The sequence below is a fragment of the Corynebacterium sp. LK33 genome (genome assembly GCF_014334955.1).
In the GTDB taxonomy this organism is placed as follows: domain Bacteria; phylum Actinomycetota; class Actinomycetes; order Mycobacteriales; family Mycobacteriaceae; genus Corynebacterium; species Corynebacterium jeikeium_D.
Map to the genome: position 1 here is coordinate 201329 of NZ_PDGU01000026.1, position 26274 is coordinate 227602.

Consider the following 26274-nt stretch of genomic DNA (forward strand, 5'->3'; position numbering starts at 1 on the left):
AGTTGGTTCTTACTTTTCTTCGCTCGGCGAGATGTTCTCCAGGTTGTCCGCGATGACCGAGGAGAGCACCGGCATCAGTGAGCTGGCCTCCGACATCGGCATTTCAACGGCGACGAAGCGCTCCCGGCCCATGGCGTACCAGGTGGCGGAGGTACCAGAGGAAAGCGTTGGTTCGTTGAACCAGACAATGTCGCCAACCTGCGTCAGCTGCTGCGTGGTGGTGCTATAGCCAGCCGGCTCGTCGACACCACAGCGCAGCACCACCGGATCGGCTGGGGTGCCGCCCCAAATGACCATGTCCTTCGGCATGTCAGCCGGCATTTCCTCTGCGCTCAGACGGTGACGGTTGCCAAGCTCGCGGGGGAGGGCAGCCTCCAAGCCGCTGCAGCGCTTATCAGCTTCCGGAGCTGCCAGTTCTACCAGTGGGACGCCGCCGCGCTCCGGCTTGTTCTTGTACTCGGAGTCCGGGCGCAGCGCCTCGGCGAGGTCACTCAGGGCATCCTCCGCCTCTGCATTTCCTTCGGCGGTAATCGCAACAACCGGTTCGCGCCCGACGGTGAACCAAGTCGCCAAAGACTCGTCGGTACTGTCGACAACACGCAGCCACGAAATGCCCTTGACCTCTTCGGTCTTAGCCAGCTCGTTGTACTGGCTAGGTACGTTCGCGCCACAGCGCAGCGTGATGCGGTCTTGTTCCAAGTTTCGGTACACAGCGGCACCTTCTGGAGCTGGCTCTGCAATGTCGGCGCGAACCAGACCTGCGGCGCGATCTGGCAGTCGGTCGAGCAGTTCCGCACACTCGGGCGAGTCATTAGCGGGGAGCTCCGGGTTGGAAATCGCGACTGGCTTTGTCGCCTGATTATCCTGGTAAATCTTTGCGGCAAAAATAATGCCGAGGATAGAGATAATGGCGATAGCGAGTGCGATGCCCGCGCGTGTCCGGCTACCCTTGGACTGAACTGTTTCTCCCGATGGGGGTGCGTCTACCATGGGCCTGATTCTACGTTGTCCGGTACCAACTCCAATTGGTTGGGGGCAATACCGAGACGGGTTCCGCTATTAACGGTTAACCATCGACTATTAGGAATGTGACTCGACACTGTGACTGAATTGACCATTGGCGATATTGGCGAGTTTGGGGTCATTGAGGCCATCCGGGCTATCGCCCCGTCGGCACGCAATGGCGACGATGCCGCCGTCTTGACGCAGACAACCCCCAACGCCCGTTTTGTCACTTCCACCGACATGTTGGTGGAAGGGCGCCATTTCCGCCTGGACTGGTCGACACCTCAGCAAGTTGGAGCTAAGGCCGCAGTACAGAATTTCGCCGATATCGAATCGATGGGTGCGCGTCCAACGGCCATGCTTTTCGCCATCTCAGCACCGTTGCATACTCCGGTGAGTGTGGTCACCGGTATCGCCGAGGGGTTGTGGCAGGAAGGCAAGCAATGTCCGGCGGAGCTCGTCGGTGGTGACATGGTCAGCGGAGATTCTCTGGTGATTTCCATCAGTGCGATGGGCGAACTTGGTGGGCTTGGGCGGCCGCTGCTGCGCTCAGCGGCACGCGCGGGGGATACGGTGATTGCGTCGGGACGCATCGGCTACTCTGCTGCGGGCCTTGCGCTGCTTCAGCACTGCGGAAGCCCGGCAAAGGTTCCAAGCGAGTTTGCGCAGCTGGTGGCCGCACACTGTACGCCCGAATTTGAATATCGCAGGGGTGCTACGGCGCGAGCCACAGGTGTGCGTTCACTGACGGACAATTCCGATGGACTGGTCGTGGATCTCCGCGCTATTGCGCAGGCCTCCAGGGTTACTTTGGAAGTTGACAGCAGTGCCATTGCGCCCGATGAGTTGCAGATTGCCGCTGGTGAATACCTGGGCATCGACCCGTGGGAGTGGGTGCTCACCGGCGGGGAGGACCACACACTGATCGGTTCGACGCCGGGGGAGCCTCCGACGGGGTTCCGCGCTATCGGCACGGTGTCGAAGGAAAAGTTCGATTCGGTGCTTATCGACGGCAAACCTCCTGCCCGCGATGCCGGTTGGGTTTCCTTTTAAGAGTTCGAAGAGGTTTTGAGAAGAAAGGCTGCATGACATGGATCCGTTGCCGGTCGAAGAAGGGTGGCAGAAGGCGCTGGAGCCAGTGGCCGATGACATCCACCGGATGGGGCAGTTCCTGCGCGAGGAGAACGCGGCCGGCTACGGTTACCTGCCCGCGGGCACCGATGTGCTGCGCGCCTTTACTTATCCATTCGATGAGGTCAAGGTGCTTATTATCGGTCAGGACCCGTACCCGACCCCGGGGCATGCGATGGGGCTTAGCTTCTCGGTCCAGCCGGATGTGAAGCCGGTACCGCGGTCGTTGGCGAATATTTTTAAGGAGTATTCCTCCGACCTGGGGCTCCCGACTCCCTCCAACGGTGACCTCACTCCGTGGAGTAGGCAGGGCGTAGCTCTGTTCAACCGTGTGTTGACCGTACGTCCGGGTGCTACTGCCTCGCACCGCGGTAAGGGCTGGGAGGCAATCACGGAGCATGCCATCAAAGCATTGGTCGCCCGTGATCAGCCTCTCGTGGCCATTCTGTGGGGACGCGACGCGCAGAGTTTGCAGCGTTGGCTCCCGGGCGTGGACTGTATCTGTTCGCCGCACCCGTCACCGCTGTCGGCATCCCGTGGGTTCTTCGGGTCGCGTCCGTTCAGCCGGGCCAATGAGTCGCTGATTCGTCAGGGAGCTACCCCTATCGACTGGACGCTAGAATAGGAATTCATGTCTTTGCAGATTGGTTCTGCCGCCATCGTCGGCTGGGTTGCCCGGGGGATTGACGCGCTTCAATCCCGCCGCGATGAGATCAACAGTCTCAATGTCTTCCCAGTACCGGATTCCGATACCGGGTCGAATATGCTCGCGACGTTGAGTTCGGCCTATGAGGAAGCGCAAAAGGCTGACGCTTCCGATGTTCGCGCAGTCACCGCGGCCCTAGCTGCCGGTGCAGTGCGCGGTGCCCGCGGTAATTCGGGCACTGTGCTCTCGCAGGTTTTTCGCGCGGTGGCTGAGGCTGCCTCCGGTAGTGGCATTGGCGTTGAGTCGGTACAACACTCGCTAAAGCTAGCTGTGCAACATGTTTCCCAAGCGATTGCCAATCCGGTGGAGGGCACGATTCTGACAGTCCTGCGGCACGCCGCGATTGCCGCGGAGGAATTTGAGGGCGACTCGATTGAGGAGCTCGCCGACACGATCGCGGATGCCGCTCGCGATGCGCTGGCGAAAACCCCCAGCCAGCTCCCGGCACTGCAGCAGGCGGGCGTGGTCGACGCCGGCGGCGCGGGGTTGGTCATTCTGCTCGACGCGCTTGCCGACGAAGTCAGCGGCCGCGCAGCCGCACCGGTCGATTTGCATGTCGACGCGCCACACGTAGCCACCGTTGAGATGGAGGTCATGTACCTGATTTCCTTGGCGGATACCCAGGCGGTGGAAGCGCTGCGAGAGCGGTTGAACCCGCTGGGCAATTCGCTCATCATCGCAGGTGATGCTGGTAATGCGGAGACCGCGCAGTACATGGTGCATATCCACACAGTGGAGCCGGGCGCAGTTATTGAGGCGGCACTCGACTTCGGTCGTCCGGAACGCATCCGTATCGAGGTGCTCGATGAGCCGGAGACAACACCTGAGTCCACTCGCATCCTCATTGCGGTAGTGCCGGACGGTCCGCTGAATGATCTCATCACCTCCTCTGGGGCGATTGCTATCAGCCCGACCCCCGCTCCGACTCCCACATCCACTCCCACAGATCGCGCAGCCATCGCCGACCAGGAGTTCGCTGACAATGTGGTCACCAAGGCGCTGACTGCCATGCGGGGTGCGGATGAGGTAATCCTGCTGCCAAATGGGCTGGTTAGCGACCAGGAATTGGCGGATATCGAATTCGCTGCTGCCGCGGCTAATCCGACGCTCGCGGTAGTGTCCACAGACTCCATTCCGGCTGGCCTTGCTGCCTTGGCCGTGCATTCGGCTGAGCTGCCACTGGCGGTTGCTGCGTATGCGATGGGAGAGGCTGCCAATGGCACGCGAACGGCTGTAGTCGCTGCGGACGTCGATAAGCCCCTGGCTGACGCGCTCACAGAGACCATCTCAGACCTGTTGGCTGGCGGCGGGGAACTAGTGACTCTGCTACTCGGGCACGGGGCTGAGGGCGTGGACATAGCGCAAGTGCGGGCGCGGCTGGACAAGCCTGTGGAGGTCGTAGCCTATGATGCGACCGGCATCGATGAGCTGGTGCAGGTAGGAATCGAGTAGCGCGATGCTCGGATGGCTCGGCTCGGATTATGCGCGCACGCCCCTGAATATCGTGGTGGGGCCAAAGATTGCAAAGAAGCTGCATACGGCTTTTGGTATGGAGACCGTCTCGGATGCGCTGACGAATTTCCCGAAGCGCTACGTGGCGCAGGGTAAGAGCTTAGATGTGTCATTTTCCGACATTGGCGACACCATCACCACAGTCGTGGAGGTGCACAGCATTTCGCCAGCGCCCGCCTTCGCCGACCGACGCAAGCCACTGAAAATCTATGTCAGCGACGGAGTGCGCATTCTTCCGGCCGCGATTTTCGGTGCCGAATGGCTGCGCAATATGCTGCACCCCGGTGTGCGTCTGCTCATTGTTGGCACGCTCAGCGAGTTCCGCAATGAGCTACAGCTGAAAAATGTTGATTGCATGGTGCTTAAAGCCGATGGTTCGGTAGGCGCAGCCACTGGCAAGCTGGCCACACTGACGAAGACAGCCAAGGGGATTGCGGAGATGCAGCGGCTGCTCACGCGCCCCTATCTGCCCATTTACCGTGGCCGCAAAGGAGTAGCGGGTATTCACCTGGCTCTGTACATGCAGCGCATCCTCGAATGGTTACCGCTGCAGCCAGACCCATTGCCCGCCACGCCGGAGGGACTTACCGATTTCGACTCCGCACTGCGTGGCGCACACTTTCCCTCCATCGCGGGCCCCGACATCGCGCTTGCCCGACTGAAGTACGACGAAGCGCTTGAGCTCCAGCTCGCCGTTGGTGCACGCAAGCGTACTCAAGCGAGTCTCACCGCTCCGGCCTGCACGGAAGTCGCCGGGGGACTTCGCGACGAGCTACGCCGAGGGTTGCCGTTTTCGCTTACCGACGGTCAGGTCGCGGTCGCAGCCGATATTGCGGACGATATGTCGCAGCCCAGCCCAATGAACCGCCTGCTAGCAGGTGAAGTCGGCTCGGGTAAGACCGTGGTGGCCCTACTGGGAATGCTGCAAGCAGTCGATTCCAGCAGGCAGTGCGCGATGCTGGCGCCGACGGAAGTCCTGGCCCAACAGCACTACCGATCGCTGACAGCGATGCTGGAGCAAGCCGGAGTAGCAGTGACTGTACGACTGTTGACGGGATCGATGTCGACGAAGGAGCGCCGGGCAACCCTGTTGGAGGCAGTCAACGGGGAGGCTGACATTGTCGTCGGCACGCATGCCCTGCTCAGTGAGGGCGTGGAGTTCTTCGATCTCGGGCTGGTGGTCGTCGATGAGCAGCACCGCTTTGGTGTGCGCCAGCGCGATCAGCTGCGCAGCAGGGGACGGGGTGGAATGACACCGCATCTGTTGGTGATGTCGGCAACCCCCATTCCGCGCACGGTAGCGATGACCATTTTTGGCGACCTCGCAGTTTCGCAGTTGACGGAATTGCCACGGGGACGTCAGGAGATCCAATCTTTTGTCGTACCGACGCTGGAAAAGCCGCGCTGGGAGGCACGAACCTGGGAGCGGATTGGGGAAGAAGTGGCCAAGGGCAACCGCGCCTTCATTGTCTGTCCCCGCATTACCCGCGACGAGGAACAGTTCCTCGACGAGTCCGTGGAGGCGGTGTTCGACCGAGCGAGGAAGAAACTTCCCGGTGTACGTATCAGTCAGTTGCACGGCAACATGACACCGGAGGACAAAGACCGCGTGATGCAGGCCTTTGCCACAGGACAGCTGGATGTGCTGGTGTCCACCACAGTTATCGAAGTCGGCGTGGATGTACCAGAGGCCACGATTATGATGATTCGCCGCGCCGAGAGCTACGGCATCTCGCAGATTCACCAGCTGCGCGGTCGTGTCGGCCGTGGTGACCGTGGTGGCCTGTGCTTCCTGTGTACACACACGCATTCGCAGACACCCGAGCGCACCCGGCTGGAACGCATTGCCGCCACCACCGACGGCATTCAACTGGCGGAGTTGGATCTGGCCACGCGTAGTTTCGGCGATCTGCTCGGCGATGACCAATCGGGGCTGGCGACTGGCCTCGGCCTGGTGGACCTCACCACCGACGGCGAGATCATCGAGCGCACCCGACACGATGCCATGGTTCTCCTCGATGTTGATGAGAGGCTTGTGGGAGAGCTCATCTCCGATATCGATGAAGAGCAGTCGAACTACTTGGACCGCTCCTAGTAAGACCAAAGTAGACTGTTGGGCATGGTAGATGTCTGTGCACCTTTTGCAGGAGTAGTCCGCTGGGAGGTCGCCGAGAAAGACTCGGTGACGACCGGTCAGGTCATTGCGGTCGTGGAGGCCGTCAAGCTAGAAGCGCCGGTTTTAGCGCCCTGCCCGGGCACGGTCGCGGAGGTGGCGGCAGATCAATTTGTGGATGTCGAAGGTGGTCAGCTGCTGGCACGAATCACGCCAGCAACTCACAGCACCACGGCACAGCACAACGGCAACGAGAACACATCGCACGAAGGGAAGTAGATGACCCGCATTATTGCAGGTGAGGCACGCGGCCGTAGGCTAGTCGCGCCCAAGGGAGAGACCACGCGGCCAACTAGCGACCGCGCGAAGGAAGCCATCTTTTCTTCCTGGTCCACACGCTTTGGGCTAGAGGGAACTCGCGTTCTCGACCTGTTCGCTGGCTCGGGTGCGCTCGGTTTGGAAGCGGCTTCGCGCGGCGCGCGTTCCGTCGTGTTGGTGGAAAACGATCCGAACGCCATTGCCGCTATTGAAAAGAACATTCGCACCGTGGGGCATCCCGATGTGGCCGTGTCTCCGATGAAAGTGTCGTCGTACCTTGCGGGCGCGCCGGGCGAGCCTTTTGACCGCGTCATTGCGGATCCTCCCTATGAGCTGGCGGGGGAGGCCGTTACAGAGATGCTCGAGGCGCTGCGCAGCTTCCTCGCGCCGGGCGCGGTCGTGACTGTGGAGCGTCACCGCGATGACGAGGAGACGCAGTGGCCCGAGGGCTACGAGCAGCTCCAGCAGAAGCTGAAGCGTCGCATTCACGGTTTGGCGCGCTTCGACACCGCTATCTACAACGCTTAACGTTCTTCTTTACGCTTTACGACGGCCAAAGGTGGTTTGACCTCTATGACTCACGCATGCTGCCCCGGTTCCTACGACCCCATGACCTCTGGTCACCTCGATGTGATTGAGCGTGCCGCGCGCCAATTCGATCAGGTGACCGTGCTGGTTACCCACAACCCGAATAAGCAGGGCATGTTCAATGTCGAAGAGCGCATGGACCTCATTCGGCAGTGCACGCAGCACTTGGACAATGTGCAGGTGGACTCCTGGTCGAAGCTGTTGGTTGACTACACCTCCGCGCAGGGCATCACCTGCCTGGTCAAGGGGCTGCGCTCGGCAGCAGACTACGAGTACGAGGCTCCCATGGCGCAGATGAATCGGCGCATGACGGGCATTGAGACTCTCTTTGTGGAAGCTGATCCGAAGTACGGTCATGTGTCGTCGACACTGATGAAGGAAGTTGTTCGCTACGGCGGTTCGGTGGAAGGGCTAGTTCCTGAGCCTGTCTTGCACGCCCTGCAGCGCCGACTGAAGTAGCATGTAAGTCATGTTTCGTGTCTTCGAATCTCTTGATGAACTGGTCCAGATCCTAGAAGAGGCACACGGCGTGCCACTGTCGGCCAATTGTATGGTTCCACGTCAGCGTGTTCTCGAGTTGCTCGATGAGCTAAGGGATGCTTTCCCGGCTGAGCTCGATGACGCGCAGGACGTCTTGGACCAGCGGGATGAGATTATCAACGATGCTGAAGCCCGGGCGAACAACACCATTTCGACTGCGGATGAAGAAGCCCATCGCATTGTCGACGAGGCCGAGGCCCGCGCTAACCACACCGTCGAGGATGCCAATGCCCACGCAGCTGGCACCGTCGCGGCCGCTGAGGACGACGCCCGTCGTCTCCGCGAGGATGCTCAGCACGAGTACGACAGCATTGTGGATCGTGCGTCTGCCGAGTCCGATCGCCTGATTCACGCTGGTAACGAATCCTACGAGCGTTCCGTTGCGGAAGGCCGCGAGGAGCAGGCTCGCCTGGTCGCTGAGTCGACGGTCGTCCGCGAAGCCAATGACGAGGCGAATCGTCTGCTTTCCGACGCACACGCGGATTCCTCTCGCCTCCGTGAAGAGTGTGACCGCTACGTCGATTCCAAGCTCGCCGAGTTTGAACAGACTCTCCAGGAGACCCTGCGTAATGTCGGTCGCAATCGCTCGGTACTGCGTTCGGGGGCCGGTGCCGTCGGCGGTGGTGCAGGGGCACAGAGCGCGCCGTCTTCCTTCTCCGAGGGGCAGGAACGCCGCCGGTACGAGCGTTAGCGCATCTTCGGGGTAGACTGAGGTCTATCATGACTGACTCATCCCCATTTGTTCTGGACGTTTCGACATGTCTGCAGGGCGGCATGCCCGAGCAGTTCCGCAAGGTAGGCGATAGCCCTGTCCGCGTTGGTGTCGAGATGATTGGCATCGCCGCTGGCGAGGAGGTTGTCGTTGACGGCATTGTCACGAACCTCGGCAGCGGTGTCATGGTTGACGCGACTGTGACTGCCAAGGCCACCGGCGAGTGCGTGCGCTGCCTAGCCCCGCTGAATCCGGAGCTCAGCTTCCACATTTCGGCTGTGTTTTCCAACAACGAGGACTTCATCACAGGCGACGATGCCGAGGAAGAAGACCTCGAAGACGAAGTTGGCCAGATCGTCGACAATACGGTGGATATCACTCAAGCCGTCATCGATGAGGCGGGCTTGAACCTGCCCTTCAATCCGACCTGTCTGGATTTCGATTCCAGCTGTGCTGAGTCGGACTCGGAAGTGCCCGAACCAGACGGCATCTCGGGTGAAGAGGAGCGTATTGATCCGCGTTGGGCTGGCCTGGCGGAAAAGTTTGGCTCGCTCGGCGACGATAAGTAATCGACGACGACTTAGACGAAGAATTTAAAGGAGATATAACGGATGAGCCGCAAGCGTCGGCTAACCGGTGAGGCGGCTAGGAAGGCGGCCTTCGAGGCCGTCGATCACGCCCCGCTGCTGGAAAAACTCGGTGTTGAGCTACCAGAGGAGTCCCTGAAGCTCGCTTTGACCCACCGCAGTTTCGCGAATGAAAATGGCATGCTGACCAATAACGAGCGTCTAGAGTTCCTGGGCGACGCCGTGCTGGGCATGTGCGTTGCTGAAGAACTCTACCGTCGCTTCCCGGACCGCGCTGAGCAGGATATTTCCAAGATGCGCGCAGGTGTCGTGAACATGTACGCGCTGGCTGACCTGGCCCGCAGTATCGGGTTGGGAGAGCACATTCTCCTCGGCCGCGGTGAGAAGGCCACCGGTGGCGCGGATAAGCACTCGATTCTCGCTGACACCACCGAGGCGCTGCTGGGTGCTATTTACCTGCAGCATGGCTTCGAGGTTGCCCGCGAGACCGTGCTTCGCCTGTTCAACCAGATGATTGACGATGCCCCGACTGAGTCCCGCGGCCGAGACTGGAAGACGCTGCTGCAGGAACGCCTGGCGGCCAAGCAACTACCGGCTGCTGAGTACACCGTGCGCACCACCGGCCCCGACCATGACCTAACTTTCTACGTCGACGTGCTGGTTGACGGCGTGGTTAAGGGCAGCGGTACCGGCGCCACGAAGAAGGAAGCCGAAATGCACGCCGCGCATCAGGCGCATACCGCACTGGCCTAATGCCCGAGCTTCCTGAAGTCGAGTCCGTACGCCGCGGTCTCGACACTTACGTCGTCGGTGGCCGCATCGACGATTCCTTCGTCTACAACGCTCGTGCCGTGCGGCGCCAACCCGGTGGCGCCGCGGAGTTTATCGGTCGTACGCGCGGGCGCACGGTTGTCGCTACGGATCGCCGCGGTAAGTTCATGTGGCTCACGCTTGACGACGACTCCGCGGTTGCCATCCACCTGGGCATGAGCGGCCAATTGCGCGTGGAAGCTCCGTACACTCCCGATACGCTGCTTGGCCGTCACACCCGAGCCGCTTTCGACATCGCCCTTCCGGACGGCGCTCGGCACCTAATCAACTTCAACGATCAGCGCACCTTTGGTTGGGTCTGGGCCTGTGAACTGGTCGAATCCCATGGATGCTTAGTTCCGGAACCCGCAGCCAAGATCGCGCCCGATCTATTGGAGCCCACCGTCGATGTGGTTGCCCTTGCACGCCGCATGATGAAGTCGCGTTCACCGATCAAGGCCGTATTGCTCAACCAGAACATTGTGTCGGGTATCGGCAACATCTATGCCGACGAAATGCTGTGGGCGGCGAAGGTCGATGGTCGCGTGCCGGCGTGTGACCTTTCGGTCCGTCGTTTAGCGAAACTTTTGCGCGAGGGGCAATCGGTACTCGAGCGGGCGCTAGCGGCCGGCGGCACCAGCTTCGATGCGTTATATGTGCATGTCAACGGCGAAAGCGGCTATTTTGAGCGGAGCTTGAACGCCTATGGACAAGCGGGGGAGCCGTGCCCGAGGTGTGGGCGCGCAATTGTCCGTCTGCCATTTGGGAATAGATCGAGTTATCTGTGTCCCACCTGTCAGCGCTAGAATTTCCTTATGAGTTTCATGGAGCAAGCAACCGACTGGGTAAATGCTTGGAATGACAAGTACTGGCTGCTCATGATTGTTCTGCTGATTGGTACAGGTTTGTACTTCTGTTGGCGGACCATCATGGTGCAGATTCGGTACATCCCGGAGATGTTCAGGGCCATCACTGAAAAGCCCTCTGATATTTCTGAGGGCGTCAAGGGCATCTCGGCCTTTAAGGCCTTTACAATTTCGGCAGCCTCACGCGTGGGTACCGGAAACGTCGCAGGTGTGGCGGTGGCGATCACCACCGGTGGCCCTGGCGCGGTGTTTTGGATGTGGCTGCTCGCCGCGATTGGTGGCGCAACCAGCTTCGTGGAGTCTACGCTGGCACAGCTGTACAAGGTGCGGGATAAGGACTCTTACCGAGGCGGCCCGGCCTACTACATCACCAAGGGGCTAGGGGAGAACTGGCGCTGGATGGCCTCGCTGTTCGTCATCGCTATCACGGTGACCTACGGTTTCGTGTTCAACGCGGTGCAGTCCAACTCGATTACGGCGGCTGTGGCTCAGTCGACCGGGCAGGAGACACCGATCTTTAAGTTCTGTGTCGGTATCGTGCTGGCAATCTTGGCTGGTGTCATCATCTTCGGTGGTGTGCAGCGTATTTCGGCGGTGACGCAGATTGTCGTGCCGATTATGGCCGTGGCCTACATTATCCTCGGCCTGATTGTCTTGGCTCTCAACATCACCGAGGTGCCGGGCATGATCAAGCTGATTTTTGAGCACGCCTTCGGTATCCGTGAGATTGCTGGTGCTGCCGTCGGTACTGCCATGATGCAGGGTATTCGCCGCGGTCTGTTCTCCAATGAAGCCGGTATGGGTTCCACTCCGAATGCGGCGGCGACGGCATCGGTGTCGCACCCGGTCAAGCAGGGCCTCATTCAGACCATGGGCGTCTACTTCGATACCTGGGTCGTCTGTACCATCACCGCGGTTATCATCCTGCTGTCCGACCCGACTTTCGGCGGCGATGTAGAGGGCACCGCGCTGACTCAGACCGCGCTGTCAGCGCAGGTGGGTACGTGGGCTATCCACGCGGTTACGGTTATCATTTTCTTCCTTGCGTTCTCCTCGCTGGTGGGCAACTACTACTACGCCGAAGCAAATATCCCGTTCCTGTCTAAGAGCAAGGCTGTCCTGAATACCGTGCGCGTCCTGGTCATCCTGTGCGTTATTGGCGGAGCTGTCGGTTCCGTGCCGCTCGTCTGGTCGCTTGCAGATACTTTCTCCGCCCTCATGGCCACCATTAACATCATTGCCATTCTCCCGCTGGGTGGCGTCGCTGTCGCCCTGCTGAAGAACTACTCCGAGCAGAAGTCCAAGGGGCTCAATCCGGTATTCCACCGCGATGATCTGCCAAACCTCCGCGGCCACGACAAGATCGAGTGCTGGGACGGTTCCGACCCGATGACAGTGCGTGAGTCCGATGTCGCTTAACGACGTCCGCCTCACCGCGTGGGTACACGGTCGTGTTCAAGGTGTCGGTTTTCGCTGGTACACCCGCGCGACGGCTCTGGAGTTGGGGTTGGTTGGTTATGCCCAGAACTATCCGGATGGTCGGGTGTTAGTTGTTGCTGAAGGGCCACGGGCAGACTGTGAGAGTTTGCTCGCTTGGCTTGAGGGGCCGAATACTCCGGGCGATGTGACGGCAGTGGTGCCGTTATGGCAGGAACCGAAGGGTGCATTGAGCACGTTTGACCGTCGTTAAGCGTGTGCCAACTGCCTTCCTCCCCCCCCATGTCGGTGTAGGAAACCGAAAAATTCGAAAACATTCTATCCCTCGCTCTGCGTCATTGTTTTTACGCAGTTAGCGGGGGATTTTTTCGTGTCTTGAGGTAGTCGATTGGGACGCTGAAGAGGTCTTAGAGCGCTGAACAACTACGCAAGTGAGAAAAAGAATACGCAAATACGGAGGAAAAGTGATTTAAGTTAATAACTACCTACTGACAGACAGGGGAGGCACAAATGGCGCCTGAAGAAGTAATTGCACAGTCGGGAAACTCAGCGTGGATGCTAATCTCGGCTTCGTTGGTCTTGCTCATGACACCGGCGCTCGCGCTGTTCTACGGCGGCATGTCGCGACAAAAGTCGGTGCTCAACATGATGATGATGAGCTTTGGTGCGGTCGGCGTTGTCGGTGCCATTTACGTGTTGTGGGGCTGGTCGATGTCCTACGGATCGCAGTCGATTGGCGGTGTGTTTGCCAACCCGTTCGAGTTCTTCGGTCTGCGCAACTCGATTACGGATGGCGACGGCAACTACATCGCGGGTGCAAATGGTTACCCGAACATCATTGATATTGGATTCCAGCTCACGTTCTGCTCTATCTCCGTGGCACTGATCTCTGGAGCGCTGGCCGAACGCGTGAAGTTCTCCACCTGGTTAATCTTCGTCGGTTTCTGGACGACGTTGGTGTACTTCCCAATGGCCTTCATGGTTTGGGGCGGCGGCCTGCTGAGCCACTCGGCAGAGGGGCTGTCGGCGAAGCTGTTCGGTACCGCTGACGGTGAAGCATTGATCGCTCCGATTGACTTTGCTGGCGGTACGGTTGTGCACATTGCTGCTGGTACTGCCGCTTTGGTGCTGGCGATTATCGTCGGCAAGCGCAAGTCTATCGATGGCAGCCAGCATCGCCCGCACAACCTGCCACTCGTCATGCTGGGTGCTGCACTGCTGTGGTTCGGCTGGTTTGGCTTCAACGGCGGTTCGGCATTTGCTGCCGACGGTGTCGCTGGTCTGGCATGGCTGAATACGACGGTGGCAGCGTGCGTGGGGATGCTCGGCTGGATTTCACTCGAGCGTATTCGTGATGGACATCCCACCTCGCTGGGCGCCGCTTCGGGTGTCATCGCAGGGCTTGTGACTATTACTCCGGCCGCAGGAGATATGAACCCAGTGACGTCAATCATTCTGGGCTATATCGGCGGTGCGCTGGCTTGCTGGGGCATTGGCTTAAAGTACAGGTTCAACTTCGATGACACCCTGGATGTGGTTGGTCTGCACCTGGTTGCAGCTATGTGGGGAACGATTGGTGTCGGTCTGCTGGCCAACGACCGAGGACTGCTTACCGGCGGTGGCATCGACGGCCTGAAGTTGTTTGCCATCCAGGTCATTATTGCTGTCGTCGCAGCTGTGTTCTCGGGCGTGCTGACGTACATCATTGCCCGAGTCCTGAAGGCAACCGTCGGTTGGCGTATCCACGGCGAGCAGGAACATTCTGGTATCGACGTCGCTCAGCATGGTGAGTCGGCCTACACGTCAGCCAAGCAGGCGGCTGTGTAAACAAGGCTGTGTAAACGATCTTGTGTAACAGGGGGCGTGCTTGGGGTAATTCAGCTCCAAACCGTAACTACGGGTAAGATATTGCCCCATGTATTTGAAATCGCTGACTCTGAAGGGCTTTAAATCCTTCGCTTCGGCGACGACGATGAAATTCGAGCCCGGCATCTGCGCAGTTGTCGGCCCGAATGGATCTGGTAAGTCGAATGTCGTCGATGCCCTCGCGTGGGTTATGGGCGAGCACTCCGCCAAGACCCTCCGTGGCGGCAAAATGGAAGATGTCATCTTCGCGGGAACTTCCGGGCGAAAGCCCTTGGGGCGCGCAGAGGTAACTCTTACCATCGACAATTCCGATGGGGCACTTCCCATTCAATATAAGGAAGTCTCTGTCACGCGTCGCATGTACCGCGACGGCGCAAGTGAGTACGAAATCAACGGTTCTCGCGTCCGTCTAATGGACGTGCAAGAACTCCTCAGCGACACCGGCATTGGCCGCGAGATGCACATCATCGTAGGCCAGGGCCGGCTTTCGCAGATTCTGGAGTCACGGCCAGAGGAGCGTCGTGCGTTTATCGAAGAAGCTGCAGGCGTGCTCAAACACCGCCGCCGCAAGGAGAAAGCGCAGCGCAAACTCCAGTCGATGCAGGCTAACCTCGACCGTCTGCAGGATCTGACAGGTGAGCTTTCCCGTCAGCTCAAACCGCTGAAGCGTCAGGCTGAGGCCGCCTCTCGCGCCCAGACTGTGCAGGCAGACCTGCGCGACGCCAAGTTGCGTTTGGCTGCCGCGGACTTCGTGGATTTGCAGGACAGCCTCAATGACATTGCTGGTCAAGCCAAGCTCATTGAGGAAAAGGTGGAGGCCGCCACGGAGCGAGCCGAGATTGCCGCTGAGCGCACTGCAGAACTCGAAGCCGAACTGGAGGACATCACTCCAGCTGCCGATGCTGCCCGTGACCTTTGGTTCCGTCTCTCCGCACTCGGTGAGCGTATTCAAGCGACGGCCCGCATCGCCGCCGATCGCGCGGCCGACCACTCCGTCGCTCCGTGGGTAGGCCCAGACCCGGACTTCCTGGAGCAGCGTGCCGACGACGCCGCCACCGAAGAAGCCACGCTCGCTGAGGCTGAGGCAGAGGCCCGCGAAAAACTGGAGGAAATCCGCGAAACGCTCTTCGATGCCGAGGAGACTTTCCGCGAAGCCGAAGCGGAGCACCTCGCGGCCGTTCGCGCAATCGCCGACCGTCGCGAAGGCGTGGTTCGTCTCATTTCCGCAGAAGAATCTCTGCGCACCCGCTTGGAAGCCGCCGAGGCCGAAGCTGCACGCCTTGCCGAGCAAACCAATGAGGCCGACGAACGCCGTGCCGATGCCACCGAAGCTGTGGAAAACGCCGCGCAGGAGCTAGCCGAGGCAGAATTCGAAGGTCCCGAGCTGCAGAGTGCTTATGAACAGGCCAACCGGGAAGCAGAGCTGGCCTCTACACGGTTGAAAGAACTCCGCGCTGACGAGCGCGACCTCGAGCGCAGCGTCTCAGGTCTTTCCGCCCGCATCGAAGCTCTGGAGACCGCCCGCACCGCCGCTGCCAACGACGGCACCGCGTGGCTACGTGAAAAGCACGAGCTCGGCGTTCTCTCTGAAGTCATCGATGTCGACGCTGGCTGGGAAAAAGCGCTCACTGCCGCCCTCGGCGCGGCCGCCGAAGCACTGGTCAGCGAGGGCAGTGGAGATTCGCTTATCGACGAGCTGGTGGCCACGGGCAAGGGCAGTGCCGTTGTTATCAATTCTGCGGATGCATCCGACTCTTGGCGCTTGGACATCACTCTGCCCGCACAGGCATCCTGGCTGCTCGATCATGTGACAGTGCCCGCGGAGCTTTCAGGTTCGTTGACCTCTCTGCTCGTTGACGTCGTGGCCTGCGAGGACGAACACGTCGCCCGTGAGCTGGTGACCCAGGATACTCGACTGCGCGTTGTTGACCGCGATGGTGTGTTGCGTGGTTCGGGTTGGGTAGCTGGCGGTGCTGGCGGCACTGCCTCAGGTGTGGAAATCGCTGCGGATATTGCCAAGGCTCGCGAGGAACTGGCGGAAGCACAGGCGCGGTTGAGTGACCTCGGTGGTGTGCTCTCCGGTGCACAGGCCGAAGAAGAGGACCGCCGCACGGACGCGGCGGCCGCCCGTGCTGCGTTGCGTGAGCATCAGAGTCGTATGAAGGTCCTCACGGATGCCCGAACTCGGGCCACAGCGCAGCTGTCCGGCGTGGTGCATGATGCCGAACGCGCTGAGCAGCGCGGAGCCGAAGCCGCGGACCGAGTAACTAAGCTCCAGAAGGAGTTGGCGGAGGTCGCAGACCGCTTAGCTCGCGTTGACCGTGACCCCGAGGAGGGGGAACCGTCGACAAGCGAACGTGACCGTGCCTCGGAGGCGCTGACGGCTGTGCGCGCCATGGAAACAGAGGCGCGTCTGTCGCTGCGTACGGCAGAGGAGCGACTGTCGAGTGTACGAGGCAAGGCCGAGCGGCTCCGTCGCCAGGCTGCATCGGAGCGCGTAGCGAAGGCTCGCCATGAGCAGGCGCAGATGGCGAAAGTTGCCCAGCGCGAATTGGCAGAAGTTGTCGCGGAGCTGGCTGAGGACTTGCACGCGAAGGTCAACGTGTCGTTGGCGAGGGCAGAGGCCGATCGCGACGATGCCGAGGCGCAGAAGAAGACGGTGTCGCAGGCACTATCAGCGGCCCGGACGGAGGCGAATACGGCGCAACGTGAGCTGGCACAGCTAACGGATTCCGCGCACCAGGGCGACATCGCCCGTGCGCAGGCGCAGGTCCGCGTGACCGAGGCTGCAGAGCGCATCGTCGACCAGTTGGGGCTGTCTGTCGATGACCTGCTCGCGGACTTTGCTCCTGATGAGAACTTCGACCGCGCAGCCGTGACGAAGCAGCTCAAACAGGCGGAGAAGGATCTGCGTGTGCTCGGCCGCGTCAACCCGTTGGCGCTGGAGGAGTATAAGGCGATGGAGGAGCGCTACTCTTTCCTATCCACGCAGCTCGATGATGTCCTCAAGGCCCGCCAGGACCTCACCGATGTTGTCGAGGAAGTCGATGCCACGATCCTGCAGCTCTTCACAGACGCGTGGAACGATGTCGAGGCAGAATTCCCCGCGGTCTTTCAAACGCTTTTCCCGGGCGGCGACGGACGACTGGTTCTCACCGAGCCGGACAACCTGCTCACGACAGGTATCGAGGTTGAAGCCCGCCCGCCGGGCAAAAAGGTTAAGCGGCTGTCGTTGCTCTCCGGCGGCGAGAAGTCGCTGACGGCGCTGGCAATGCTCGTCGCTATTTTCCGTGCGCGCCCGAGTCCCTTTTACGTACTCGACGAGGTGGAAGCCGCGCTTGACGACGTTAACCTGCGTCGCCTTATTGCGCTGCTCGAGGAACTCCGCGCGACCAGTCAGCTGATTGTCATTACGCACCAGAAGCCAACAATGGACGTTGCGAATGTGCTCTACGGCGTGACCATGCGGGGCGATGGTGTGACTCGAGTAATCTCGCAGCGAATGTCACCGGCATCCGCAACTCCGTCGACAGGAGCGGAGTAAGCGCGGAGTAAGTGAGGAAGAGTCGTTGATACTGCATAATGAGAGTTATGACTCCAACTCAGTGGATACTCCTTGTCGTCGCGATTGTCGTTATTATCGCGCTGCTCTTTGTTGTGGGCTATGTCCGCAGGAAGAACCAGCGCATTTCCTTTGCGAAGGAAGATACTAAGGAACTCACCCAGCAGGAGAAGTCTGGAAATTACCAGGCCACTAGTGGTTTTAACTTCGCTCCGGCCGGTGGTGGGACTGATACCCGCGAGAAGCAGCCGGTTGAAAAACCGATGCCGAAACCGGCGGAAAAGCCGATTGAAAAGCAGGCCCCGGAGCCAGAGGAAAAGCAGGCTGATATACCTGCCGATCAGCCGGACGGTTCACTGCTGAAACCAGAAGGTCGACTGGTTATTCCGGATAACCCCACCGAAATGGAGGGGGATTATGACCGCGTAATGCGGGAAATCCCAATCGATTTGCCAACGGCCGGGGAAGAGGAATCAGAGCTCGAGCCGGAACCACAACCAGAGCCCGAAGCAGAGCCTGAGGTAGAGGTAGTTCCTGCTCCTGAACCGGAGCTGGAGCCGGAGCCGACTCCCGAACCGGAGCCGGAAGCTGCGCCGGAGCCGACGCCAGAGCCAGAAGCAGAACAGCAGATTGACTCCATCGACCCGGCTGAGGGACGTCTGGGCCGCCTGCGCGGTCGTCTGTCACGGTCGCAGAATGCAATTGGCCAGTCTGTGCTCGGCATCTTGGGCGCGGGTGACCTTGATGAGGACGCGTGGGAAGAGGTTGAAGACATCCTGGTTATGGCTGACCTCGGTGCGGCTGCGACGCAGCGTGTCGTCGATAAGCTGCGCGAGCGTATTGCCAGCCAGAAGGTGAGCACGGAAGAGCAAGTGCGCGCCCTGCTGCGTGAGGTGTTGATTGAGGAGTGCAAGCCTGAGATGGACCGCTCCATCCGCGCACTTCCGCACGAGGGCAAGCCCGCAGTGATTCTGGTAGTCGGTGTCAACGGCACAGGTAAGACCACGACGACGGGCAAGCTGGCTCGTGTACTGGTCGCCGGTGGCCACCGTGTTGTTCTCGGCGCAGCGGATACCTTCCGTGCTGCTGCAGCCGACCAGCTGGAGACCTGGGGGCGACGCGTTGGCGCGGAGACCGTTCGCGGCGCTGAAGGCGCCGATCCTGCTTCTATTGCATTTGAGGCAGTTGCTCACGGTATCGAGTCCGGCGCTGATGTGGTGCTCATCGACACCGCCGGCCGCCTGCACACCAAGGTCGGTCTGATGGACCAACTGGACAAGATTAAGCGCGTGGTGGAGAAGAAGGCTCAGGTTGACGAAGTCATCCTGGTTTTGGACGCGACGGTTGGCCAAAATGGTCTACTGCAAGCTCGTACGTTCCGGGATGTAGTAGACATCACCGGCGTTGCCCTGACCAAGCTGGACGGTACCGCGAAGGGCGGCATTGTATTCCAGGTGCAAAACGAGCTCGGTGTGCCGGTGAAGTTGGTTGGCCTTGGTGAAGGTGCTGACCACCTGGCGCCGTTTGAGCCGGAGAGCTTCGTAGACGCACTGCTCGGCGGCCGCAAATAGTAACTAACATCGATGAGTGAATTTTCCATCGATTGGTGAGTACAGCGTCGCCCGTTGCCCCCGGCAAAAATAAAGGCCTCGGAGCCACCGCGTAGATTTCTGTAGAGGATACGCGGGGCTCCGGGGCCTTTAATGTTGAGGTGCTAGGAATCTAGCGGAGAGTTGTGCTAGGAATCCTTAGAATTCTTGCGTGCGAGGCGGGTAGCTGCCACGCCACCGACCAAGAGTGCAAGAGCGGCACCGCCGAGGGCAGTCGCCTGAACACCAGTGACTGCTAGCCCAGTGTTCTTGGTCCCGGTTTGCTTACCGTCATTCTTAGGGGTGTCGGGCTTGTCGCCTGGATTTTCCTCCCCAGGATTCTCGTCCTCCCCGGGCTGTTCGTCACCTGGGTTTTCATCGTCGCCCGGAGCGTCATCGCCTGGGTTCTCATCGTCGCCCGGAGTTTCGTCATCGGAGGTCGGACAGTAGCCGTAGACTCCGGTTGCCGGGTCGATCTTGCTCATATCACGCGGGGAACCGTCGGGGCACGTTGCGGTGTCATCGACTCCCGGCGGAATTCCGTCATTTTCTGGGGCATCTTCATCAGGCTCCGGAGTTGGGCCGGAATCATCTGAAGTGCCACAAGCACCGTAAGCCCCGGTTGCCGGGTCAATCTTGCTCATGTCACGCGGGGAACCGTCGGGACAGGTCTGGGTGTCCTCAACGCCCGGTGGGATGCCATCGTTAGATGAACCTCCTGGATCCGGGTTTGCAGCGTCATCTACACACTGGAAAGTACCGCCAACATTTTCAAAATGTTGACCGGCGGGGCATTCCGACGGGGCGGGGTCAGGAATCTGTGCGGTGGCAGCGCCAACGCCGATGAGCATGCCGGCTGAAGCGGCAGCGGCCACCATGGTCGAAGAGAGCTTCTTCATTTGGAAACCTCACAATGTCTATAGGAAAGCCCTGTAATCAACGGGCTTAAGTGGGGGAACACTGTTCACGCTTTTGATGCTAATAACTAATTACAGTCTTTGGTGACGTGAGCTTGGGGAGGGGGTAAATCGAAATTGTTGACTCGTCCAAGTCCCAGTAAGGGAAAGCGGGAACTTATATTTACAACGCTGAGTGTGTACACCCGTTGTGGTTGGAGCATCTTTAGAACTCGTCACTGTTCACTCGGCGGGGAGGCTTTTCTGTCTTCGCTAGCGAAGCTTGGCATCTGATCGTGTCGGGGTGGCGAGAGGCGGGTGGGAGCGTAGAGGTTTGGTAAAAAATCGGTACCTGTGGGTTTTATGCTTCGAGCTCTAGACGTTATGACTTTTCGGAGGTGTGACGCACAAAAATGCTCCCGATGCTGAATTGGCATCAGGAGCATTTTATGTTTCGTTAGCGGGGTAGAACCCTAAGCTTCTTAGCGGTTCTTGCGGGCGATGCGGGTAGCGGCGACACCGCCGACCAGGAGAACCAGAGCGGCTCCACCCAGGGTGGTGGCGTCAACGCCAGTGGCTGCCAGGCCAGTGCTCTGAGTCGAAGAAGCCTTCTTGGACTCCGAGGTATTGTGTTCAGACTTCTTGGAGTCCGAAACCTTCTTTACATTCTCGGAAGAGGTCGTCTTCTTGGACTCGGAAGCCTTCTTCTCAGCCTTTTCCTTGGCCTTCTTCTCTTCCTTCGTGCACTTGTTTTCGTTCTTGCACTCAGCAGAGATCTTGATGCCAACGTTTACCTTGACATCCTTGCCGTCCTTGCCTGGCTTACCGTCCTTGCCGTCCTTACCTGGCTTACCGTCCTTGCCGTCCTTACCCGGCTTACCCGGCTTCTCGTCGTCCTTGCCTGGCTTGTCAGCGTCCGGCTTGTCCGTGCCTGGTTTGTCAGTGTCCGGCTTCGCCTCGTCCTTGACGCAGACACCGAAGACGTTCGGGTTGCCTGGGACTGGCTTGCTCATGTCGAAGTGCTCGCCCTCCGGGCACTGCTTATCAGAAATGCCTGGGTTTCCCAGGTCGCCCGGCTGGGACTCATTGTCGCCCGGTGTTTCGGGCTTAGGAGCTTCCTGGTCCGCGACGCACTGGAAGGTTCCGCCGACGTTCTCAAAGTGCTGGCCGTCTGGGCACTTGTCCGGCATTGGGGCCGGAATTCCGTCAGTGGAATCCTGCTCAGGCTGGTCTGCGACGCACTGGAAGGTGCCTCCGACGTTCTCAAAGTGCTGGCCGGCGGGGCACTCGGTCGGCATTGAGTCCGGAATCTGTGCAGTAGCGGTGCCTGCGCTTGCAATCATGCTGGCGGAGAAGGCAGCGGCGGCGATAGCCGTGGTGAACTTCTTCATGAAAACCTCTCAAGGAGTCAAACGGTCAGAGACCAATGAATATGATTTCGCCGTTCATCCCTCATCGTGCACGGCGGAAAATAAAACCAGGCCAACTGCGGTTAACTAGGTTCATGATTAACCATAAACTGGTTGATATATGAATGGTATTGGAGGTAGTTATAGGAATAACATCAGGTGCGCAGTGGCGTGCTTTGACCTGCTGCAATGCCGCCGGTTTGCTATTTGGCTTACACCATTCCGGGGGAGGTTCTTACTAAGGGTGGCCTTAGCAAAAGCTAGCCACTGGCGTTATCTTTCTGTTACCTAGCTGGTGGTAACTGGGTTGGATAAACGTTCTTTATGCAGTAGGGCATTCATATCTGGAGGCTCGTTTAATTGTCACGTTAAAATAACGAACAGTAATCTAACGTCCTTGAGAATAAAAGAGCTTCGTCCTATTGCTATTTTTTACTTCCTATTGGTTACACCCGAATCGGGGCATTTAGGGTGGGTGGGCTGCAATCGTTGTCGATAGGCGAAGCTGTAGATATGTGCCAAATGGAGTATCCAGCGGGTACGGTAGAACAGTTAAGAAAAAACAAGGCAAAAGGGGAGCTGGAAACTTGTTTGAGTCTCTTTCCGATCGTTTGACGGGTGCCCTGCGGGGGCTGGGCGGGAAGGGCCGCCTGACTGAGGCGGATATTAACGCCACCGCCCGCGAGATTCGGCTGGCTCTTCTGGAAGCCGATGTCTCCCTCGAGGTTGTCCGTACCTTCATCAAGCGCATCAAGGAACGCGCTAACGAAATTATTGGCAGCCAGACTGTCAACCCGGCAAACCAGATTATTGAGGTCGTCAATGAGGAACTGATTAACATCCTCGGTGGCGAGACTCGACGGCTGAATATGTCGAAGCAGCCACCAACAGTTATCATGCTGGCCGGTCTGCAGGGCGCTGGTAAGACCACCTTGGCCGGTAAATTGGCCAGGTACCTCACGGATCAGGGGCACACCCCGGTCCTCGTCGCCTGTGACCTGCAGCGTCCAGGTGCGGTGCAGCAGCTGGAAATTGTCGCTGAGCGTGCAGGCGTGCCGTGCTTCGCACCGTTCCCGGGCACCAGCCTCGATTCCACCCATGAAATGGGCACCAGCGAGGACAACCCAGTTGACGCCGCGTTCCGTGGCCTCGCTTATGCTCGCCAGCATCGCCACGATGTGGTGATTATCGATACCGCAGGTCGCCTGGGTATCGATGAGGTTCTGATGAAGCAGGCTCGCGACATTCGCGATGCCATCAACCCGCATGAAGTTCTGTTTGTCATCGACTCCATGATTGGTCAGGATGCGGTAGAGACCGCCAAGGCCTTCCGAGACGGCGTTGACTTCACCGGCGTTGTACTGACCAAGCTCGATGGCGACGCGCGCGGTGGCGCTGCACTGTCTATCCGTGAGGTCACCGGTAAGCCGATTCTGTTCGCCTCCACGGGCGAGAAGTTGGAGGACTTTGACGTCTTCCACCCAGACCGTATGGCCAGCCGCATCCTGGGCATGGGTGACCTGAAGACGTTGGTTGAGGTCGCTTCCAAGGAAATCGATCATGAGCAGGCTGCCAAGTCCGCCCAGAAGATTGGTTCCGGCGAGCTGACTCTCGAGGACTTCCTCGAGCAGATGATGATGGTCCGCAAGATGGGCCCAATCGGCAACATCCTCAAGATGCTCCCCGGCGGCGCGGAAATGTCCAAGGCCGCGGAAATGGTCGACGAAAAGCAGCTTGACCGCATCGAGGCGATTATCCGCGGTATGACTCCGGAAGAGCGCGAGAATCCGAAGATTCTGAATGCTTCACGACGTCGTCGTATCGCCAACGGTTCCGGTGTGTCCGTTTCAGAGGTTAACCAGCTCATCGAGCGTTTCAATGAGGCGCGGAAGATGATGGCGCAGATGGCCGGCCGATTTGGTATGGGCGGTGGTCGCCCATCGAACCGCAAGGCGAAGCGTGGTCGAAAGGGCAAGGGCAAGAATAAGCGCAAGGGCGCTAACCGTGGTCCAACGCCACCGAAGGCAATGCGCGGTGGTGGAATGCCCGGTATGCCTGGAATGCCAGGTATGCAGGGCATGCCGGGTATGCCTAGCATGGCTGAACTGCAGAAGCTGCAGAAGCAGATGGGTAATCAGCTGCCAGAAGGTATGGAGGACTTTGACCTCAACAATCTCGACTTCGGACAGGGCAAGAAGTAGCGGGGACTAGAAGTAGCTAGTCCCGCAGAGCCTTCTGAATCTGGCGGTCCATTTCAGGACTGAAAGTGGCCGCTAGTTCATCGGTGATGTGATTGCTGTCGCGGTAGACGTAGATATTGCCAATAACTTTACGGCAGGTGGTCGGACCGCAGAAGATGTCGGAGAAATCTAGACTGTGCCCGTTGGGGAAGTTCGCAAGAATCTCCTCAGCGGGATTTTCTGCATTTAGGGCAGTTTTGCGGTGGATAGCGCAGTCTTCTTCCGCTTCTTCGCATACGCTGGGGGAGAATTGGTCCAAGTCCTCCCGTAGCGCCCATGGGTTATCGCGGATAGCGAAGAAATCAATTCCGCGTTCTTGTAGAGCAGCGAAAAACGAGACATAGCCATCCGGTGTGTAGTCGCCCGGCTGCGGTGGGTCCGCCTGGAACAAGGGTCTGGTCGAAGTGGTGAAAACCATCTCTGGCTGAATCTCGTCAATTTTGTGCAGAGCCTCGAAAGTCCAGGCCACGCAGATATCGCCGACTCCGTGGATCGGTTCTAAGGTCGCTGGACAGCCTTGTCGGAGAAGAACCACCACTCGGTACCCGTTGTTTTTGCCGTAGGCATCAATCGGGGCAAACCAATGTTCCATGTGCGAGCCGCCGACGATGACAATCGATTCACTAGCATCTGGATCACCGTAGACACACGGCTGGGTCTCATCGCGCCAACGGCGATTCGGCGGGAAGTATCCGACGTCCTCACCGCCTGTCGCAAGGCAGCCATCGAGGGCAGGTTCCGGCCAAAGGTCCGTGATGAAATCGGTATTCGGCTTTGTGGCTGCCTTGGGGACCTCGTACCCGTCGGTAAGCGCGAGTGCACCTGGATAGACCTCTGGATCTAGGCTGGTGGCGGAGGCGCGATTGACGCGCACCTGTTGCACGTTGACAAGGCTGGACATGCCGACCAACGCAATGACGACAATAGTGCCGACTACCGCTAGACGACGAGCCGGGCGACGATGCTTCATTGCGTGGATTGCATCGCCGACGACGGGCTGAGTCCGGGTCGGTCGGCGAGTCGATTGAGCCAGCGGCAGCTCGACATACTTGTTGGTGACTTTGGCCAAAATAAAGGAAACGACGATCACTGCGGTGCCAAGCTTCAGCCCCGGAGTATCGCGGTTGAGGTAGTTTATGGCCAGGATGAGAAGAGGCCAGTGCCACAGGTAGAGCGCGTAGGCGCTCTGGCCTACTTCGCGCATTGGGCGGCTGGCCAGGAACTTGGAGATCCAGCCCGCCTCAGGGCCGGCGATAATAATCAGCGCAGCACCACCGAGGGGCCATAGGGTCCAAGGGCCTGGGAACTGCGCGGCGCCATCGAAGATGAAACCGGTGGAGACTACCAGTGCGAGGCCGATGCTGGCTAACAGCACTCGAAGAGGCTTGGGCATGGGGACGGAGCCCCGGCCAAGAATCAGTCCGAGTAGTGCGCCGAGGCAGAGCTCCCAGAGGCGGCCGACAGTGGAGTAGTAGTTCCACCCCTGGTTTTCGGAGTGCATATAGAAGGCATAGACAAGCGAGCCGAGAGTGATAACTGCCAGCAAAGGGGTGAGGATTCGGCGGAGCTTACCGCCAGTAGCGTCGGTGCGCTTCGCCTCCACCGGTGAGGTGACCGCGCCGACAATCTGGGGTGAGCGCGTCATCCAGGCGAGTAGGGAGATGAGCAAAATGGAGCCGAGATAAAACTGGCCCTGCACCGACATTGACCACAGGTGCTGCAGTGGGGAAGTTTCGCTCTCTGCGGCAGCGTAGTCCGAGCCCTGGAGTGCCAGTTCATAATTTTGGTAGTAGAGCAGGCTGGCGCGGAGTTGCTGGGCAATGTCGATGGTGCGAAGCGATGGAATGAAGTAAATGACAAACAGGGTTGTCGCGAAGAGGACCAGCACCAGTGTCGGGATTAGGCGACGCAGCGTGCGCCAGATACTCCACCATGGATTGATTGACTGCCTGGGGTTGATGGCATTGCGGTACTGCGCGCCGAAGAAGAAAAACCCGGAGAGCAAGAGGAATACGTCCACACCACCGGAAACGCGGCCGACGTAAACGTGGAAAAGGACTACGAGGGCAATCGAAATGCCCCGTAGTCCGTCCAAGTCATACCTATATTGGGTGCCGGTGGTTTGCATAGAATGTTACGTTACCGCACTGTCAACGACGTTCAGCCTTAGTGGGTATGCAGCGTTTCGAGTGCGCAGTTTTGTTAATTTCCAAAAACTGCTGGTAACATACCTCGAGTTGTCTCAATGAGAATCCTCAGCTGAGGCACGACTGCGAATTCATCGGATCCGGCCACGGCCGCCCGGTGGTCACGCGCAGTGTAAATATCCCAAGGGCAAAACCGGTCCGAAGCACTTCGTTAGTAATTACTCGTGAGCTCGGATGCAT

At 59.2% G+C, this 26274-nt stretch carries 21 protein-coding genes; 17 read left to right on the forward strand and 4 right to left on the reverse strand.

Going from position 1 to position 26274, the window contains the following annotated elements:
• Positions 1-9: 9 nt before the first annotated feature.
• The gene (locus tag CRD20_RS09770; protein ID WP_069358786.1) at positions 10-990 is read right to left on the reverse strand and encodes a DUF3515 domain-containing protein; all 981 of its coding nucleotides are present in this window, start codon (positions 988-990) and stop codon (positions 10-12) included.
• Between the two features lie 111 nt (positions 991-1101).
• Here CRD20_RS09770 and CRD20_RS09775 point away from each other — a divergent pair, with 111 nt between their 5' ends.
• The 16 genes from CRD20_RS09775 (at position 1102) to ftsY (ending at position 19324) form a co-directional block, all read left to right on the forward strand.
• Positions 1102-2058, forward strand: coding sequence for a thiamine-phosphate kinase (locus tag CRD20_RS09775; RefSeq protein WP_049171566.1), 957 nt, complete (start codon positions 1102-1104; stop codon positions 2056-2058).
• Between the two features lie 37 nt (positions 2059-2095).
• Positions 2096-2761: a uracil-DNA glycosylase gene (locus CRD20_RS09780; protein ID WP_069358785.1), complete on the forward strand. Its 666-nt coding sequence runs from the start codon at positions 2096-2098 to the stop codon at positions 2759-2761.
• Positions 2762-2767: 6 nt separating this feature from the next.
• Positions 2768-4294 (forward strand): DAK2 domain-containing protein, encoded by a 1527-nt coding sequence (locus CRD20_RS09785; RefSeq protein ID WP_069358784.1) that lies wholly within the window; start codon positions 2768-2770, stop codon positions 4292-4294.
• Positions 4295-4298: 4 nt separating this feature from the next.
• Entirely contained in the window at positions 4299-6449 is a 2151-nt protein-coding gene (locus tag CRD20_RS09790; RefSeq protein WP_187405324.1) for an ATP-dependent DNA helicase RecG, read from the forward strand.
• A 24-nt stretch (positions 6450-6473) separates the two neighbouring features.
• The gene (locus tag CRD20_RS09795) at positions 6474-6746 is read left to right on the forward strand and encodes an acetyl-CoA carboxylase biotin carboxyl carrier protein subunit (protein ID WP_187405325.1); all 273 of its coding nucleotides are present in this window, start codon (positions 6474-6476) and stop codon (positions 6744-6746) included.
• The gene (rsmD, locus tag CRD20_RS09800; RefSeq protein ID WP_048735471.1) at positions 6747-7313 is read left to right on the forward strand and encodes a 16S rRNA (guanine(966)-N(2))-methyltransferase RsmD; all 567 of its coding nucleotides are present in this window, start codon (positions 6747-6749) and stop codon (positions 7311-7313) included.
• A gap of 45 nt (positions 7314-7358) precedes the next feature.
• A complete protein-coding gene (coaD, locus tag CRD20_RS09805; protein ID WP_016422540.1) occupies positions 7359-7832 on the forward strand; it encodes a pantetheine-phosphate adenylyltransferase in 474 nt (157 codons plus the stop codon).
• A gap of 10 nt (positions 7833-7842) precedes the next feature.
• On the forward strand, positions 7843-8604 hold the full coding sequence (locus CRD20_RS09810; RefSeq protein WP_049171555.1) for a DivIVA domain-containing protein: 762 nt from the start codon (positions 7843-7845) through the stop codon (positions 8602-8604).
• Between the two features lie 29 nt (positions 8605-8633).
• Positions 8634-9194: a DUF177 domain-containing protein gene (locus CRD20_RS09815; RefSeq protein ID WP_070595147.1), complete on the forward strand. Its 561-nt coding sequence runs from the start codon at positions 8634-8636 to the stop codon at positions 9192-9194.
• A 42-nt stretch (positions 9195-9236) separates the two neighbouring features.
• A complete protein-coding gene (gene rnc / locus CRD20_RS09820; RefSeq protein WP_038628630.1) occupies positions 9237-9965 on the forward strand; it encodes a ribonuclease III in 729 nt (242 codons plus the stop codon).
• Complete coding sequence (mutM, locus tag CRD20_RS09825) at positions 9965-10828, forward strand: bifunctional DNA-formamidopyrimidine glycosylase/DNA-(apurinic or apyrimidinic site) lyase (RefSeq protein WP_187405326.1); 864 nt, start codon at positions 9965-9967, stop codon at positions 10826-10828. The genes rnc and mutM overlap by 1 nt, the downstream gene beginning before the upstream one ends.
• Before the next feature lie 18 nt (positions 10829-10846).
• The gene (locus CRD20_RS09830) at positions 10847-12307 is read left to right on the forward strand and encodes a sodium:alanine symporter family protein (RefSeq protein ID WP_070827420.1); all 1461 of its coding nucleotides are present in this window, start codon (positions 10847-10849) and stop codon (positions 12305-12307) included.
• A complete protein-coding gene (locus CRD20_RS09835) occupies positions 12297-12578 on the forward strand; it encodes an acylphosphatase (protein WP_069358780.1) in 282 nt (93 codons plus the stop codon). The genes CRD20_RS09830 and CRD20_RS09835 overlap by 11 nt, the downstream gene beginning before the upstream one ends.
• A 257-nt stretch (positions 12579-12835) precedes the next feature.
• On the forward strand, positions 12836-14152 hold the full coding sequence (locus CRD20_RS09840) for an ammonium transporter (protein WP_187405327.1): 1317 nt from the start codon (positions 12836-12838) through the stop codon (positions 14150-14152).
• 88 nt (positions 14153-14240) lie between these two features.
• The gene (smc, locus tag CRD20_RS09845; RefSeq protein ID WP_070643974.1) at positions 14241-17735 is read left to right on the forward strand and encodes a chromosome segregation protein SMC; all 3495 of its coding nucleotides are present in this window, start codon (positions 14241-14243) and stop codon (positions 17733-17735) included.
• A gap of 47 nt (positions 17736-17782) precedes the next feature.
• Positions 17783-19324 (forward strand): signal recognition particle-docking protein FtsY, encoded by a 1542-nt coding sequence (ftsY, locus tag CRD20_RS09850; protein WP_070643977.1) that lies wholly within the window; start codon positions 17783-17785, stop codon positions 19322-19324.
• Between the two features lie 167 nt (positions 19325-19491).
• Here ftsY and CRD20_RS09855 read toward each other — a convergent pair whose 3' ends face one another.
• Together CRD20_RS09855 and CRD20_RS09860 are read right to left on the reverse strand one after the other, a co-directional pair.
• Positions 19492-20241, reverse strand: a complete 750-nt coding sequence (locus tag CRD20_RS09855; protein WP_048735495.1) for a hypothetical protein — start codon at positions 20239-20241, stop codon at positions 19492-19494.
• Positions 20242-20720: 479 nt separating this feature from the next.
• Positions 20721-21629, reverse strand: coding sequence for a hypothetical protein (locus CRD20_RS09860; RefSeq protein WP_187405328.1), 909 nt, complete (start codon positions 21627-21629; stop codon positions 20721-20723).
• A 605-nt stretch (positions 21630-22234) separates the two neighbouring features.
• Here CRD20_RS09860 and ffh point away from each other — a divergent pair.
• Complete coding sequence (ffh, locus tag CRD20_RS09865; protein ID WP_048735500.1) at positions 22235-23848, forward strand: signal recognition particle protein; 1614 nt, start codon at positions 22235-22237, stop codon at positions 23846-23848.
• Positions 23849-23864: 16 nt separating this feature from the next.
• On the opposite strand, the gene CRD20_RS09870 is transcribed toward ffh, so the two are convergent.
• Positions 23865-26015, reverse strand: coding sequence for an acyltransferase family protein (locus tag CRD20_RS09870; RefSeq protein WP_187405329.1), 2151 nt, complete (start codon positions 26013-26015; stop codon positions 23865-23867).
• Between the last annotated feature and the right edge of the window lie 259 nt (positions 26016-26274).

What these genes read in the sequence shown, in the direction of transcription:
- mutM (WP_187405326.1), top strand. Translation starts at nt 9,965, where the DNA reads ATGCCCGAGCTTCCTGAAGTCGAGTCCGTACGCCGCGGTCTCGACACT.
- CRD20_RS09795 (WP_187405325.1), top strand. Translation starts at nt 6,474, where the DNA reads ATGGTAGATGTCTGTGCACCTTTTGCAGGAGTAGTCCGCTGGGAGGTC.
- CRD20_RS09840 (WP_187405327.1), top strand. Translation starts at nt 12,836, where the DNA reads ATGGCGCCTGAAGAAGTAATTGCACAGTCGGGAAACTCAGCGTGGATG.
- CRD20_RS09870 (WP_187405329.1), bottom strand. Translation starts at nt 26,015, where the DNA reads ATGCAAACCACCGGCACCCAATATAGGTATGACTTGGACGGACTACGG.
- CRD20_RS09860 (WP_187405328.1), bottom strand. Translation starts at nt 21,629, where the DNA reads ATGAAGAAGTTCACCACGGCTATCGCCGCCGCTGCCTTCTCCGCCAGC.
- CRD20_RS09835 (WP_069358780.1), top strand. Translation starts at nt 12,297, where the DNA reads ATGTCGCTTAACGACGTCCGCCTCACCGCGTGGGTACACGGTCGTGTT.
- ftsY (WP_070643977.1), top strand. Translation starts at nt 17,783, where the DNA reads ATGACTCCAACTCAGTGGATACTCCTTGTCGTCGCGATTGTCGTTATT.
- rnc (WP_038628630.1), top strand. Translation starts at nt 9,237, where the DNA reads ATGAGCCGCAAGCGTCGGCTAACCGGTGAGGCGGCTAGGAAGGCGGCC.
- smc (WP_070643974.1), top strand. Translation starts at nt 14,241, where the DNA reads ATGTATTTGAAATCGCTGACTCTGAAGGGCTTTAAATCCTTCGCTTCG.
- CRD20_RS09790 (WP_187405324.1), top strand. Translation starts at nt 4,299, where the DNA reads ATGCTCGGATGGCTCGGCTCGGATTATGCGCGCACGCCCCTGAATATC.
- CRD20_RS09815 (WP_070595147.1), top strand. Translation starts at nt 8,634, where the DNA reads ATGACTGACTCATCCCCATTTGTTCTGGACGTTTCGACATGTCTGCAG.
- CRD20_RS09855 (WP_048735495.1), bottom strand. Translation starts at nt 20,241, where the DNA reads ATGAAGAAGCTCTCTTCGACCATGGTGGCCGCTGCCGCTTCAGCCGGC.
- CRD20_RS09785 (WP_069358784.1), top strand. Translation starts at nt 2,768, where the DNA reads ATGTCTTTGCAGATTGGTTCTGCCGCCATCGTCGGCTGGGTTGCCCGG.
- CRD20_RS09770 (WP_069358786.1), bottom strand. Translation starts at nt 990, where the DNA reads ATGGTAGACGCACCCCCATCGGGAGAAACAGTTCAGTCCAAGGGTAGC.
- rsmD (WP_048735471.1), top strand. Translation starts at nt 6,747, where the DNA reads ATGACCCGCATTATTGCAGGTGAGGCACGCGGCCGTAGGCTAGTCGCG.
- coaD (WP_016422540.1), top strand. Translation starts at nt 7,359, where the DNA reads ATGACTCACGCATGCTGCCCCGGTTCCTACGACCCCATGACCTCTGGT.
- CRD20_RS09780 (WP_069358785.1), top strand. Translation starts at nt 2,096, where the DNA reads ATGGATCCGTTGCCGGTCGAAGAAGGGTGGCAGAAGGCGCTGGAGCCA.
- CRD20_RS09830 (WP_070827420.1), top strand. Translation starts at nt 10,847, where the DNA reads ATGGAGCAAGCAACCGACTGGGTAAATGCTTGGAATGACAAGTACTGG.
- CRD20_RS09810 (WP_049171555.1), top strand. Translation starts at nt 7,843, where the DNA reads ATGTTTCGTGTCTTCGAATCTCTTGATGAACTGGTCCAGATCCTAGAA.